Raw genomic sequence first — 13854 nt, 5'->3', positions numbered from 1 at the left:
GTAAACTACATGCAACTTAGAAAAAAGCTGCAATTCTTGAAGAATTGAAAATGGAGATACCTTAATTTTTTCGTTGCATTTCCAAAATGCGATATAATTTTCATTCTCCGTTAGAAAATTATTTCCGAAATAAGAAAAACTAAACATTTTACTTAAATAAGTTAATCAAATGTATATTATTTTTCAATACAAAAAACAAAAGTGAAAAAAAATTTACTTTTATTTAATATGCAGTATTTCTTCTTTTAAACACTAAGGTTGTTCGACTTATTATTATCAAAAAAAATAATATTTAATGTAAAAAGTGTTTTTTAATTACTTTAAAAAAGTCTAAAACAAAAAAAAGCTCTGAATTAACAGAGCTTTTTATATTTATTCTTCAATTGGCGGATGCCCATGAATTTTTTCGAAATCTTCGTCGAAATTTGCACGTAAATATGCATTTAATTTCTTTCGATAATCATCTTTTAACCAAGTAACAAAATTGTGTGTACTTTTAGAAATACATTTAGCATATCTATTAATTCTATCATCAATTTCTTCGCCTATCATTTTTGCTAAAATTAAAGCATCAAAAACATCTTCACTATTTTCGATACACATTTTTGCATGATGTACTATCGATTTTTCTAATACTCGCTTTGAAGATTCACCTGCTTTAATTGTATCTATATATACTTTTTTCATATCGAAATAAGTATCTGTAGATTTTGCAAATTCTTTTTTAATATCTGCAGGTAGTTCGTATTTAAAAGTGCTTTCTATTTCTTCATCAGAAAGTATAGAATCTAAATAATAATCTGGCGCTCTAAACATTTTTTGCCAATCTAAATCTGCACCCCAAGGCCCAAATCTATGAAAGTTGTTACCTAAATCAATAACTTCAAAAGTTTTCTTGTCTCCTAAAATACGAGAACCACGACCAATCATTTGGTAATATAAAGTAAGCGACTTTGTAGCTCTATTTAAAATAATGGCTTCTATACTTGGCTCATCAAAACCTGTAGTTAAAATACTTACAGAAGTAATAATAGCATTTGGTGTTTTATGAAACCACTTTAAAATAAGCTCTCTTTCTTTTTTAGTATTTGTATTATCTAAATGGGCAATTGGGTAACCCGCTTTTTTAAACGCATGAAATACTTGTATCGAAGTATTAATACCATTATTAAAAATAAGCGTTTTTTTACCTTTAGCCGTTTCTTCGTAAGCGCTTACTAATTTAGTAAGCATGTCTGTATTCATATACAAATCTTCAGAAGATTTTACTGTATAATCTCCGTTAGCACCAACTTCTAAAGAAGTTAAACCAACATTGTAAGAATACATATTTGCTTGTGCTAAATAACCGCTTTCTATTAAATGATGAATTGGTTCTCCTACAAAAAGTTCTTGGTAGTTCTCGTACATTGGTAATTTAATGTTAGAACTTAAAGGAGTAGCTGTTACACCTAAAATAAAAGAATCATTAAAAAACTTAAATATTTTAGTAAAAGAGTTATAATGCGCCTCATCTACAATAACCAAACCAATATCAGAAATGTCTAACTTATCATCTGTAAGTCTATTCTTTAGCGTTTCTACCATGGCAACAAAACAATTAAAATCGTTTTGATCGTCTAATTTGGCTGTAGAATTAATAATTTTATTGTGCACACCAAACTCATTAAGCATTTTAGATGTTTGCTTGCTTAATTCTATTCTGTGTGTTAAAACTAATACTTTCTTCTGAAATTTTTCTATGTAACGTCGAACAATTTCAGAAAAAATAACAGTTTTACCACCTCCTGTAGGTAATTGATATAATAAATGATAATCTTTTGGTGCAGTTTCAAAACGATTAAAAATCTCTTGAAGTGCATCTTTTTGATATCCGTATAATTCTTTTCCTACCTTTACTTGTGAAGTGTTTGTTTCTGCCAAAAGTTTAAAAATTTTAAGCTACAAAAGTAAGACTTAAAATAGGTTTTTCCCAAATTTAAGCTATATAAATCTTGATAAGTTTGTTTGAGTGATATCATAATGCGATGCGTTATGCACAGAAACACCATTTTTTACCACAATTAGTTGTGGTGATTGGTGCATAATTTGAAACTTATACCCTACTTCATCAGAAATATTTCTATAACTTAATAAATCTAAATAATAGACTTTTAAATTTTGATGTTCTTCTAAAAAAAGGTTTTCAAACTGTTTTATAACCATACTACTAATTCCGCATCTAGTAGAATGTTTAAAAATTAAAACAGCCTCTGTTTCAGATTGTTTCTCTATAATCTCTAATTGATCTATACTATTTAAAGGAATCCAGTTTAAATATGACTTTTTTTCTGGTTTTGATTTTTTATCACTATTTCCTCCAAATACGTTGTTAAATATACCCATTTACTTGTTTTTTTACTTTGTCGATACAAATATAAGAAACTTTCATCAGTCAAAAAGTCAGTTAAAATAAGTGATTTACAGACATTTTGACCTATTTAAAGTTAAATAATCTAATGGTATTAAAATTGCTTTAATCTTATCAAAAAAACAAAAAAATAGAAAATGAATTTTAATAACTATACAACAAAATCGCAAGAGACCATTCAAATGGCGCAGCAAATTGCGCAAGGTTTTGGTCATAATCAAATAGAAAATGAACACATATTTAAAGCATTAACACAAGTAGACGAAAATGTTTTGCCTTTTCTATTAAAGAAATTAAATATAAATACAGCAATTTTAGAGCAAGTAATAGATAAACAATTAGAAAGCTTGCCTAAAGTTTCGGTGCAGAATTAATGCTTTCTAGAGAAGCTGGTAAAAGTTTAAACGAAGCATCAATTATTGCTAAAAACATGAAAGATGATTATGTTTCTATTGAGCATTTAATTTTAGCAATCTTTAAATCGAAAAGTAATATTGCACAAGTTTTAAAAGACCAAGGTGTGAGTGAAAAAGATTTAAAAGCTGCTATTGACGAGTTAAGAAAAGGAGAAAGAGTTACTTCTCAATCACAAGAAGAAACGTATAATTCTTTAAATAAATTTGCTAAAAACTTAAATCAATTAGCGCAAGATGGCAAACTAGATCCGGTAATTGGTCGAGACGAAGAAATTAGACGTTTACTACAAATTTTATCTCGTAGAACTAAAAACAACCCAATTTTAGTTGGAGAACCAGGAACTGGTAAAACGGCTATTGCAGAAGGTTTAGCACATAGAATTGTAGATGGTGATGTACCGAGAAAATCTAAAAGATAAATTAATTTTTTCTTTGGATATGGGCGCATTAATTGCTGGTGCAAAATATAAAGGTGAGTTTGAAGAACGCCTAAAAGCAGTTATCAAAGAAGTTACAACTTCTGATGGAGATATTGTACTTTTTATAGATGAAATTCATACGTTAGTTGGCGCAGGTGGCGGACAAGGTGCTATGGATGCTGCTAATATTTTAAAACCTGCTTTGGCTCGTGGAGAACTACGTGCAATTGGAGCTACTACTTTAGATGAATATCAAAAATACTTTGAAAAAGATAAAGCATTAGAAAGACGTTTTCAAAAAGTTCAAGTTGATGAACCAGACACAGAAAGTGCTATTTCTATTTTACGCGGAATTAAAGAAAAGTACGAAACTCACCATAAAGTTCGCATTAAAGATGAAGCCATTATTGGTGCTGTAGAATTATCTCAAAGATATATTACCAACAGGTTTTTACCGAGATAAAGCCATCGATTTAATGGATGAAGCTGCATCTAAATTGCGTATGGAAATCAATTCTAAACCAGAAGAATTAGATGTTTTAGATAGAAAAGTAATGCAGTTAGAAATTGAAATTGAAGCCATTAAACGAGAAAAAGATGAAGTTAAATTAAAATCTTTACGTTCTGATTTGGCAAATCTAAAAGAAGAACGCAATGAAATTAATGCAAAATGGAAATCAGAAAAAGAGGTAGTAGATAATATTCAGAATGCAAAATTAGAAATAGAAAACTTTAAACTAGAGGCAGAAAAAGCAGAAAGAGAAGGTAATTATGGCTTAGTTGCAGAGTTGCGTTATGGTAAAATTAAACAAGCTCAAGAAAATTTAGAGCTTTTACAAAAAACATTGCAAGAAAATCAAACTGAAAGTTCTTTAATTAAAGAAGAAGTTACTTTAGATGATATTGCAGAAGTTGTTGCAAAATGGACAGGTGTTCCGGTTACAAAAATGATTCAATCCGAAAGAGAAAAATTATTAAAACTAGAGCAACAACTGCACAAAAGAGTTGTAGGTCAAGAAGAAGCAATTGTTGCTGTTTCTGATGCCGTTAGAAGATCTAGAGCAGGTTTGCAAAACCCAAACAAACCAATTGGTAGCTTTTTATTTTTAGGTACTACAGGTGTTGGTAAAACAGAATTAGCAAAAGCATTGGCAGAATATCTTTTTGATGATGAAAATGCCATGACTCGTATTGATATGAGTGAATATCAAGAAAAACATTCTGTTAGTAGATTGGTTGGTGCTCCTCCTGGTTATGTAGGTTATGATGAAGGTGGGCAACTTACAGAAGCGGTTAGAAGAAGACCTTATTCTGTGGTGCTTTTAGATGAAATAGAAAAGGCGCATCCGAGATACTTTTAATATTTTATTACAAGTTTTAGACGAAGGTAGGTTAACAGACAATAAAGGACGTGTTGCAGATTTTAAAAACACCATAATTATTATGACATCTAATATGGGAAGTCATATAATTCAAGAGAAATTCAGCGACCCTAAAGCAGATTTAGAAGCTGTTACAGAATTGGCTAAAATTGAAGTTTTAGGCCTTTTAAAACAATCTGTTAGACCGAATTTTTAAACAGAATTGATGATGTAATTATGTTTACACCACTTAAACAGTCTGACATTTTTGAGATTGTAAAACTTCAAATTGAAAGTTTAAAGAAAATGATTGGGAAACAAGAAATAACTTTAGACGCTACAGATGAAGCTATAAGTTATTTGGCTAAAAAAGGATATCAACCGAATTTGGTGCAAGACCTGTAAAAAGAGTTATTCAAAAAGAAGTTTTAAACCAACTTTCTAAAGAAATTCTATCAGGAAAAATCACAACAGATAGTATTATTCTTTTAGATTCTTTTGATGACAAATTAGTGTTTAGAAATCAATCAGATCTGGTAGAAAAGTTATAGTTTAGTTAGGTTAATTAGTTAGTTAGTTGAAAGCGGTACTTTAATAAGTATCGCTTTTTTTATTTATATTCGTACATCAAAACAAATTATCATGAAAAAATATATTCTAGTATTTGGCTTAATTTTTAGTTTATTAGTTTCTTGTAACTCTCAAGAAACAACAACCTACTATTTAATTCGTCATGCAGAAAAAGACAGAACAGATAGCGGAAATAAAAATCCAGATTTAAATGAAAATGGATTAAAAAGAGCTAAAAAATGGGCAGAATATTTTAAAAACATCGATTTAGATGCCGTGTATTCTACAAACTACAATAGAACACAACAAACTGCAAAACCTACTGCTAATAGTAAAAATTTAAATATTACAAGTTACAATCCTGGTAAAATGTACGACTCTGTATTTAAAGCAAATACCAAAGGTAAAACAGTGTTAATTGTTGGTCACAGCAACACAACACCTGTATTTGCAAATAAAATATTGGGTAAAAAAATGTATGAAAACATGAGCGATAATGACAATGCCAGTTTATTTATTGTTACTATTTCAGCTGATGATAAAACTAGTAAAATTGAAAAAATTGATTAGCATAATGTTTTCTAACACTAGAAAAGACTTATAATTAGATATCTATCAAACTACAAGTCTTTTTCTTTTTTAAAACTACTTAAGTAATTTAACTTCAATATTTTCTAAAATAATTTCTGATACTTTTTTAAGCTCATTTTTTTCGAAAGCTTTATCAATATCAAAAAGAGAAATTTCTTTATGCAACGGTTTGTAATTTTCGAAATCTACAAAACGAATTCCGTTTTTTATTGACTCTTTTTTTAAAGCTCTAAAACGTTTTCCACCACCGTTTGTGTGGTAAGAATACGCCAAATAATCAATTAAAAAATCTTCTTTACCAATCCAATAAATAAATACATCTTCAAAGTCTTCTCCTCCTCCATCTTTAGAAAAAGTAACTTCAATTTTATGATAATCTTTACCTTTAATTTTTGATGATGCCAATAATTTCTTATGAACAGCTTTGTCATTTAAACCAAATGGTAAAACAGAAAAATAATGTACAGAATTTACCGCATTAGCAATAACATTTGCTATAGAATCGTTTGTTTTAACTAATTTACCATCAACAAAACGCTTAAATCCATTATTCGAAAGTACATCTTCTACAGTTTTATTATCAGAATTATTTGTAAATCGAAATAACTCAAAATTTCCATTTTTACGAACCGCAGCGTAATCTACATCTCTAAACTTAAACCCAATTTTAGAGTTTTTAACTTTATCTGCACCAGAAGAAATCATTGTTTTATCTATAATTTCTTGTGCATTCAACTCTTTCTTAGCAGGTTTACAAGAAATTGCAATCAGTAAAAAAAGTAATACTATTTTTTTCATTTTATAAGAATATTAGTTCTAGAATAGAATTCAAAATTACGTTTCTTTCCCGAATGTAAAAATGTATCTTTGTTAAAAATTTTTAAACATAAAATCAGTCTATGGCTGTACAGAAAAAAATAAACATACAGAATAAAAAAGCGAGATTTGAATTTGAAATTCTAGATAAATTTGTGGCCGGAATTCAATTAACCGGAACAGAAATTAAATCTATACGACTAAGTCAAGCAAGAATTACAGAGAGTTTTTGCGAGTTTAATGATCGCGGAGAATTGTTTATTGTAAATATGTACATACAAGAATACATGTTTGGGCATCATTTTAATCATAAGCCAAAAAGCGAACGTAGATTGTTATTAAACAAACGAGAATTACGAAGTTTAAAAAAAGATGTAGAAGCAAAAGGAAACACAATTGTACCTTTAAGATTATTTATTAATGATAGAGGATTTGCAAAACTAGAAATTGCCTTAGCTAAAGGAAAACAAATTCACGACAAAAGAAATACGCTAAAAGATAGAGATAATAAAAGAGATTTAGCTAGAATTAAAAGAACTTCAACTAAAATGCCTATTTTTTTAAAACTGATTCGTTATAAAAACCTCTTAATGGTTTTATTGACAATGGTTTTGACTAAATACGCATTATTAGAATCTAACTTTTCAAATACATTATTATCGCATTTTAATTTTATTATTTTAACGACCGCTGTACTTTTAATTACCGCAAGCGGATATATTATAAATGATATTTTTGATATTGAAACTGATAAAATAAACAAGCCATCAAAATTATTCTTAGATAAAAACTTTTCGATTAAAAAAGCTTGGTCTTTTTATATTTTACTTAACGTCTTTGGTTTAGCTCTTGGTATTTTTGTTTCCATCGCAACAAATACACCTTTAAACTCATTATATTTTATTGTAACTGCGATCATCCTGTTTTACTATTCTAAAAGTTTAAAAAAATCGCTTTAATTGGTAATCTTATTGTAAGTTTCTTATGTGCTCTAGTGATTTTTTTAGTTTCTGAATTCAAATTTATTGGCACAAATTTAGAATCTAGTTCAAAAATTTCTTCTGATTTAATAATTGCTATTTATTTATTCTTTTCTTTTACAATAACATTAATTAGAGAGATTATAAAAGATATTGAAGATGTAAACGGAGATTTAAAAATAAAAGCTAAAACATTGCCTATTCTTATAGGAAGAAAAAGATCTGCAAGAATTGCTTTTTTATCAGCTCTATAATGTTAGTTTTTATACTGATTATCTTACAATCAATAAAAAACGAATCATTATTCTTTTGGTATATTTTATTCTTAATTTGCATACCACTACTCTATTTATTATATAAAATTTGGTTTGCAAGAACTAAAAAAACTACAGTGTTATTAGTAATTTACTAAAAATTATTATGTTTTTAGGAATTTTATCGATGCTTTTATTTAGGTTTTAGAAGTACCTGTAACATTTTTCACTTTTCTTTTTCTTGAAGTGATAAAGTAAACTCCGAGATAACAAAACTACAGATGCAATTATAGATTGAGTAGTTAATTCTTCATCTAAAAAATACCAACCTAAAACTAAAGCCACAATAGGATTAACGTATGCAGAAGTTGCTACTTTTTCTGTAGAAACTACTTTTAGTAAATAATTAAAAGCTGTAAAAGCAATAATACTTCCAAAAATTATCAGCATAATTACCGAAAACTGAACTTCTATTGCCCAATTTAAAGGAGAAGACATTGTTTCATTAAAAGAAAAACTCATCAATAATAATAACAATCCTGCAAATAGCATTTGGTATCCTGTTGTTACAAAAAAGTTTTTGGGTAAATCTGCTTTAGAAACAAAAACACCACCATAAGCCCAACTTAACACACATGTAAGAATCATAAAGATTCCCAATAAACTACCTTCTGAAGTTGTAATTGATTTTTGACTAACCAAAAGATACATTCCTACAATACCTAAACCAACACCAATAATCGATTGTCTTTGCATTGGTTTTCTATCGATCAATCTTAATAAAATTAGCACAAACAATGGTTGCGTAGCAGCCAATAATGCAGCAAAACCACTGTCTACATATTTTAAAGCCCAAACAAAAACTCCGTTACCATAAACCAAAAAAAGAATCCGAAACAGCACAGTTAATTAATTGCTTTTTAGAGATTTTTAAGTTTAACTTCATAATTTTAGAAATTATAAGTATTAAAACCGCAGAAATTAAAAACCTTACAGATGCCATAAAAAAGCTGGTAAAGCAGTTACAGCAATTTTATTAAACAAATATGTAGACCCCCAAACAACGTAAATTGTAAAAAAAGCGAGAACTATTAATATTTTAGAATTTTTTAAAAACATCTATTTAAATTTAAAAAGCGAAAATACTACTATTAAAAATAAACAATGCATAAATTTTCGTCAGTTCTTATACTGACAAAGAAAATATAACTAAACATTAAAATTATTTTAAAGAAAACATAAGTTTTATCTTCTTATAAATATATTTTAAACCTATTTTTAAGAAATTTTAGAAATAGTATATTTAATTTTATATATTTAATTGAATAAATGAAAGGAGAAATATTTGATAAACAACGTGTAATAAGTTTTAGTGATGCTGTCTTTTCTATTGCAATTACTCTTTTAGTCTTAGACATTGTAGCACCAACTTATAAAGAGTTAAAAGCAGCAGATACTTTACAAATTCTACAAAATAGAATTCCAAGTATTATTGGTCTAATAGTTAGTTTTATTGTGATAGCTCTATATTGGGTAGCACATATGAGAATTATGAAATATGTTTCTACAATAAATAAAAAGGTATTACGATACAATATTTTTCTTTTATTTTTTATAGTTCTTCTCCCTTTTTCAACTGCTTTTTATGTTAGAGGCTTTATGTTAAAAGGCCCATTTGCTTTTTACTGCTTTAACTTATCTGCAATTGGTTTTTTTAATTATTTGCTTAACATTTACATTCCTAAAAAGAAAAAGGTTTAACTGGCATAACCCCGTTTTAGCCAAATATTTTAAATACCGAGCTTTAATTGCATTTATTATTTGGGTTTTGGCGGGTATTTTTGCTTTTTGCTTCCAATGTTTGCCGGATTGTTATTCTTATTTATTTTTATATTAGAAGCTATCTTAGTTAAGATTTACAAAAAAAAACTAATTAGTGAAAAAACTATTGTATAGAAAATATCCTTTTGATCCATCAATAAAAAACCATTGTATTGTTGCTTTTGGTTTGGCTATTTGGGTGTTTATATTCTTGTTTTACACAGAACCTTTTGACGTTAATCAATTTAAAGATGATGAAATGCCACTTTACATGTCTTTATATGGATTGTTGGTAGGAACTTGTTATTTGGTATTTATACCAATACAAGAGATTTTATTTAAAAAGTATAAAGAAAATTGGTATGTTATATCAGAAATATTATTTCTATTAATTTATGTTATAATAAGTATTATAGCTGCAAGGTTATTTTATTTATATGCAGTTGTACCCGGAGAACCATACCCATATACCTTGGGTTATCATTTAAAAGCAATTTTAATACCTGCTTTTTTAACAATTTTACCAATTGTTATTTTTGGAAGATTTGCTTTTGGAAAATATAAAAATAAAAAAACTGAAGCAAAAAAATTGAAATAAAAGGCGAAGGTAATTATGAAGGTTTGCGTTTACTTTTTAATGATGTAATTTGCATACAATCATCAGACAATTATATAGAAGTTTTTACTTAAACGGTTCTATTTTAAAGAAGACTTTAATTAGAAATAAACTTTCTGTGATTGCAAATGAGTTTCCGAATTATTAAGAACTCATCGTTCTTATTTGATAAATCCTTATCACTTTTTACAATGGAAAACAGAAAAAAGCAAACTATTTATTCTCTTATTTCTCCGGATAGAAGTACCCGTTTCTAAAACGTATCAAAATAATGTAAAAAGCATTTTAAATTCTACCACAGAATAGCTGTATTTCACCCCAAACACTTATAAATATTGAGTTTTTTGTTGATTAGTTTATAGTTTTGTATCAGAAAGTTTAATCAATTAAAACCTCATTATGAAAACTCTAATTACATTAATTATCGTATTTATTTTATCAATTTCTAATTTATCAAGTCAAGAAAATCAACAAGAAATTTTAATTGTTGGCACAATGCACACAGTCCCTAAAATTGTAAAAAATAGCTACAAACCTATGTTACGATTTGCAAAAAAATACAAACCGAAGCAATCTATGTAGAATCGCCAATGGCCAACGATTCTATTTCTTGGGAATATTTAAAAAAAGGTTGGTCTAAAGGATATCAAAAATTTTACAAATTATCAGATTCTTTACAAAAGACTTTTAATTATAACAACGTTAAATTTAACGCTACTATTGGAAAAAATTTTTCAAGTATGAGTGATGATGATTTAGATTACCTTATTAAATCATTTATTTACAAAAGAGATAATGGAAACTATGAATTATATACCTATTTAAAAAAATATGGTGTAAATGGATCTAAAAACCCAACAAGACATGAAGACGGAGATTTGACATATAAATTAGCATTAGCTATGAACCATAAAAGAGTGATTAATATGGATGATCAACAAACCAATAAAGAATATCATTTAGCTTGGAATAAGTGTAGTAAAGAAGGTGCTAAAAATGGCAATAACACAGCAAATTCTAAATTGTATAAAAAAAGTTATAATAGCGCTATTTTACCTGCTGTTTTTAGAAAATTGGGCAAACATACAAATAAAAGAAAATCATTGCAGCAATTGCATGATATGGCTTCTTTTTCTTATGTGATTAAAGACACTGAAGGTTGTAAAGAAGGAAGGAAATATTTTGACGAAAGAAATATGAGAATGGCTAAAAACATTGCTGAACAAATTTTAGTTTCTAAAAAAACAAAAAATATTATTATTGTTGGTGCAGCACATGTAATTGGTTTAGAAAAAGAGTTTAAAAAAACTATCCTCACCTTAAAGTAATTCTAATGAATGAGTATTAAACTTTCTATTTTTACTTTTCATTAGAAAACGCTCACAATATTTTGTGAGCGTTTATTTTTTAAACCTCATAAGTTTAAGCTTATGAGGTTTTGGTGTACAAACCATTATCAAACTAACTATTTTCTTCTTCAGTTTTAGTTTTGATAAAATCAAGATCTCTAGTATTTTTTTGAACAGTAATTGCACCAAATAAACTTAATAAGTAAGATATGGCGTAGAATCCTTTTTCACTTAAAAGTAAATCAGCATTTCTCAATCCAACTATTAATAATAGTAAAGATGCAATTACAATAACCCAACTAATTCCATAATAAATTTCGCTTACTTTTATGTCTTCAGCTTTATCTCTTACTGCTTTTTGTAGAGAAATAACAGCATAAATTCCCATTAAAAGAATAGCAAAATAATACCCTTTTTCATTTAACTGCATGGTTGCATTCCGGAGTCCAATACAATAAGAAAGTAATCCAATAATTACAACTCCCCAAGTTGCACCTACATAAGCAGATGTTGGTTTTTGGTTCAATTCATTTTTTAATTTGTTCTTTGCTCTTTTGTTCTTAGTCTCTTCTTTTGATGAAACTGTTGTTTGATAATTCATAATATTTAGTTTAATAATTATGATACAAATTTGCGACAGTTTTGAAGTTCTTAGAATTTAATTTCAACCAATTACTGACGACTAAAAACAACCAATAACACAAGTAAAACAATAATAAATTATATTTACATATATTTTACTGACGATATAATGATAAATTTAAAAGAAATATTAGAAACTTTTACGAAAGAAAATCGGCAAGAGTTTATTTTATACTTAGAGAAAAAGAACAAAAGAAAAGATGCAAAAAACATTCAATTAGTTCGTCTTTTATTGTCAGACAACTTTTCCTCTACAGAGATTTCTCTCAAATTATATGGCAAACAAAATAAAGTAGCATTACACGCTTTAAGAAAAAGGTTATTTAAGTCTTTGATTGATTTTACAGCAAATCTAAGTATGAAAGAAGAAAATTCAATTGATATACAATTGATTAAATACATTCTTTCTGCAAGAAATTTTCTTAAAAAAGGACAAATTAAAATTGGATATCAAATTTTAGACAAAACTGAAAATATTGCTATTGAACATCAACTTTTTACAATTTTAAACGAGATTTATCACACTAAAATTGAATATGCTCATTTAAATAAAACTTTAAATTTTGATAACCTTATTTCCACTTTTAATGACAATCAAAAACAGTTAATTATAGAAGACAATATTAATATTGCCTGTGCTAAAATTAGAATTTCATTAGCAGAATATCAACAGCAAAAATCAAAAGAAGACATCAAAACACTGATTGAAAATGTTTTAAAAGAGCAAAATATTATCATTTCAGATTCCTTATCATTCAAATCTTTATATCAAATAATTCAAATTACTAGTATTTCTTCAGCGCAAAAATTTGATTACTGGAATATTGAAAAATTTCGGTAGACACTTATGCTATTATTAAGCATCTTACATCTAAAGACAAACAACTTTACTATCATATCGAAGTGTTATACCTTATTGCAAATGTTCTTTTTAGAAGCAAAAAATTTACAGAATCTAAGAAGTATTTAGCGTTAATGTATTTTTATATGAATGAAAAAAAGCAAAAATATTATTCTGATTTTGCTCCAAATTATCATTTATTATTGAGTTTAAATTATAACTATCATAATGAACAAGAAAAAGCTATAGAACTTTTAGAACCCTATATTACTAAGAAAAATATAAATCTTGTTTCTCAATTAGACATTTTACTTTCACTGATTGTTTATTATTATCAAAACAACTCTCTAGAAAAAGCTAAAAATTTGTTGGCTACTTTTTATCATACTGACAATTGGTATATAGATAAAGCAGGAATTGTATGGACCATTAAAAAAATCTTATAGAAATTTTACTTCATATTGATTTAGGAAATATTGATTTGGTAGATTCTAGGTTTATAAGTTTTAAAAGAAACTATTTTAAACATTTATCGGCAATAAAACAAGAAAGAGTAATCTCTTATTTAAAATTGATTGAAATCTATTATAAAAAACCGGAAATAGCTACAACTATTGAATTCTACAATAGAGTAGAAAAATCATTTAATTGGATAAATAGAAATAATGAAGATATTTTCTTAATGAGTTTTTACGCTTGGTTAAAAGCAAAAATGACTAAACAAAATATTTATTTTGTTACTTTAAACTTGATAAATAATTAACTTTT

The 13854-nt window shown here is 27.2% G+C and carries 13 protein-coding genes and 4 pseudogenes; 12 read left to right on the top strand and 5 right to left on the bottom strand.

The window, feature by feature from the left end; all coding sequences use genetic code 11:
* Positions 1-372: 372 nt before the first annotated feature.
* Positions 373-1923, bottom strand: a complete 1551-nt coding sequence (locus tag ACZ1HD_RS07700; protein WP_079738767.1) for a DEAD/DEAH box helicase — start codon at positions 1921-1923, stop codon at positions 373-375.
* 60 nt (positions 1924-1983) lie between these two features.
* On the bottom strand, positions 1984-2385 hold the full coding sequence (gene ytxJ / locus ACZ1HD_RS07695; RefSeq protein WP_340934020.1) for a bacillithiol system redox-active protein YtxJ: 402 nt from the start codon (positions 2383-2385) through the stop codon (positions 1984-1986).
* Positions 2386-2547: 162 nt separating this feature from the next.
* Between ytxJ and clpB the strand changes: the two are divergent.
* Positions 2548-5157, top strand: a pseudogene (gene clpB / locus ACZ1HD_RS07690) (ATP-dependent chaperone ClpB).
* Between the two features lie 91 nt (positions 5158-5248).
* The gene (locus ACZ1HD_RS07685; RefSeq protein WP_472689098.1) at positions 5249-5746 is read left to right on the top strand and encodes a SixA phosphatase family protein; all 498 of its coding nucleotides are present in this window, start codon (positions 5249-5251) and stop codon (positions 5744-5746) included.
* 75 nt (positions 5747-5821) lie between these two features.
* On the opposite strand, the gene ACZ1HD_RS07680 is transcribed toward ACZ1HD_RS07685, so the two are convergent.
* Positions 5822-6565, bottom strand: a complete 744-nt coding sequence (locus tag ACZ1HD_RS07680; RefSeq protein WP_472689097.1) for a DUF6503 family protein — start codon at positions 6563-6565, stop codon at positions 5822-5824.
* Positions 6566-6666: 101 nt separating this feature from the next.
* On the opposite strand from ACZ1HD_RS07680, the pseudogene smpB reads away from it, so the two are divergent.
* Positions 6667-7122, top strand: a pseudogene (smpB, locus tag ACZ1HD_RS07675) (SsrA-binding protein SmpB); the annotation flags it as partial.
* Between the two features lie 9 nt (positions 7123-7131).
* Positions 7132-7817 (top strand): annotated as a pseudogene (locus tag ACZ1HD_RS07670) (UbiA family prenyltransferase).
* A 197-nt stretch (positions 7818-8014) separates the two neighbouring features.
* Here the strand turns inward: ACZ1HD_RS07670 and ACZ1HD_RS07665 are convergent.
* Positions 8015-8936 (bottom strand): annotated as a pseudogene (locus tag ACZ1HD_RS07665) (EamA family transporter).
* 210 nt (positions 8937-9146) lie between these two features.
* Here ACZ1HD_RS07665 and ACZ1HD_RS07660 point away from each other — a divergent pair.
* From ACZ1HD_RS07660 to ACZ1HD_RS07640, 5 genes are all read left to right on the top strand, one after another.
* Complete coding sequence (locus ACZ1HD_RS07660) at positions 9147-9578, top strand: TMEM175 family protein (RefSeq protein ID WP_472689096.1); 432 nt, start codon at positions 9147-9149, stop codon at positions 9576-9578.
* Positions 9579-9753: 175 nt separating this feature from the next.
* A complete protein-coding gene (locus tag ACZ1HD_RS07655; protein ID WP_472689095.1) occupies positions 9754-10236 on the top strand; it encodes a hypothetical protein in 483 nt (160 codons plus the stop codon).
* A gap of 183 nt (positions 10237-10419) precedes the next feature.
* Entirely contained in the window at positions 10420-10560 is a 141-nt protein-coding gene (locus tag ACZ1HD_RS07650; protein ID WP_472689094.1) for a hypothetical protein, read from the top strand.
* A gap of 93 nt (positions 10561-10653) precedes the next feature.
* Entirely contained in the window at positions 10654-10836 is a 183-nt protein-coding gene (locus tag ACZ1HD_RS07645) for a hypothetical protein (protein ID WP_472689093.1), read from the top strand.
* Positions 10837-10844: 8 nt separating this feature from the next.
* On the top strand, positions 10845-11582 hold the full coding sequence (locus ACZ1HD_RS07640; RefSeq protein ID WP_472689092.1) for a DUF5694 domain-containing protein: 738 nt from the start codon (positions 10845-10847) through the stop codon (positions 11580-11582).
* 133 nt (positions 11583-11715) lie between these two features.
* On the opposite strand, the gene yiaA is transcribed toward ACZ1HD_RS07640, so the two are convergent.
* A complete protein-coding gene (gene yiaA, locus ACZ1HD_RS07635) occupies positions 11716-12204 on the bottom strand; it encodes an inner membrane protein YiaA (protein ID WP_472689091.1) in 489 nt (162 codons plus the stop codon).
* Between the two features lie 150 nt (positions 12205-12354).
* On the opposite strand from yiaA, the gene ACZ1HD_RS07630 reads away from it, so the two are divergent.
* The 3 genes from ACZ1HD_RS07630 (at position 12355) to ACZ1HD_RS07620 (ending at position 13849) form a co-directional block, all read left to right on the top strand.
* Positions 12355-13086: a hypothetical protein gene (locus ACZ1HD_RS07630; RefSeq protein ID WP_472689090.1), complete on the top strand. Its 732-nt coding sequence runs from the start codon at positions 12355-12357 to the stop codon at positions 13084-13086.
* Positions 13087-13148: 62 nt separating this feature from the next.
* Positions 13149-13532 carry a hypothetical protein gene (locus tag ACZ1HD_RS07625; RefSeq protein ID WP_472689089.1) on the top strand — a complete coding sequence of 128 codons (384 nt, stop codon included), beginning with the start codon at positions 13149-13151 and terminating at the stop codon, positions 13530-13532.
* Positions 13533-13567: 35 nt separating this feature from the next.
* Entirely contained in the window at positions 13568-13849 is a 282-nt protein-coding gene (locus ACZ1HD_RS07620) for a hypothetical protein (protein WP_472689088.1), read from the top strand.
* The last annotated feature ends 5 nt before the right edge of the window (positions 13850-13854 follow it).

This window comes from Polaribacter sp. HA6-7, from assembly GCF_055693625.1.
The sequence above is the reverse complement of the archived record's forward strand: the minus strand, read 5'-3'. Positions and strand labels throughout refer to the sequence as shown.

Coding starts and splice junctions, on each gene's coding strand:
- ACZ1HD_RS07630 (WP_472689090.1), top strand. CDS start 12,355: ATGATAAATTTAAAAGAAATATTAGAAACTTTTACGAAAGAAAATCGG.
- ACZ1HD_RS07645 (WP_472689093.1), top strand. CDS start 10,654: ATGAAAACTCTAATTACATTAATTATCGTATTTATTTTATCAATTTCT.
- ACZ1HD_RS07640 (WP_472689092.1), top strand. CDS start 10,845: ATGGCCAACGATTCTATTTCTTGGGAATATTTAAAAAAAGGTTGGTCT.
- ytxJ (WP_340934020.1), bottom strand. CDS start 2,385: ATGGGTATATTTAACAACGTATTTGGAGGAAATAGTGATAAAAAATCA.
- ACZ1HD_RS07685 (WP_472689098.1), top strand. CDS start 5,249: ATGAAAAAATATATTCTAGTATTTGGCTTAATTTTTAGTTTATTAGTT.
- yiaA (WP_472689091.1), bottom strand. CDS start 12,204: ATGAATTATCAAACAACAGTTTCATCAAAAGAAGAGACTAAGAACAAA.
- ACZ1HD_RS07660 (WP_472689096.1), top strand. CDS start 9,147: ATGAAAGGAGAAATATTTGATAAACAACGTGTAATAAGTTTTAGTGAT.
- ACZ1HD_RS07680 (WP_472689097.1), bottom strand. CDS start 6,565: ATGAAAAAAATAGTATTACTTTTTTTACTGATTGCAATTTCTTGTAAA.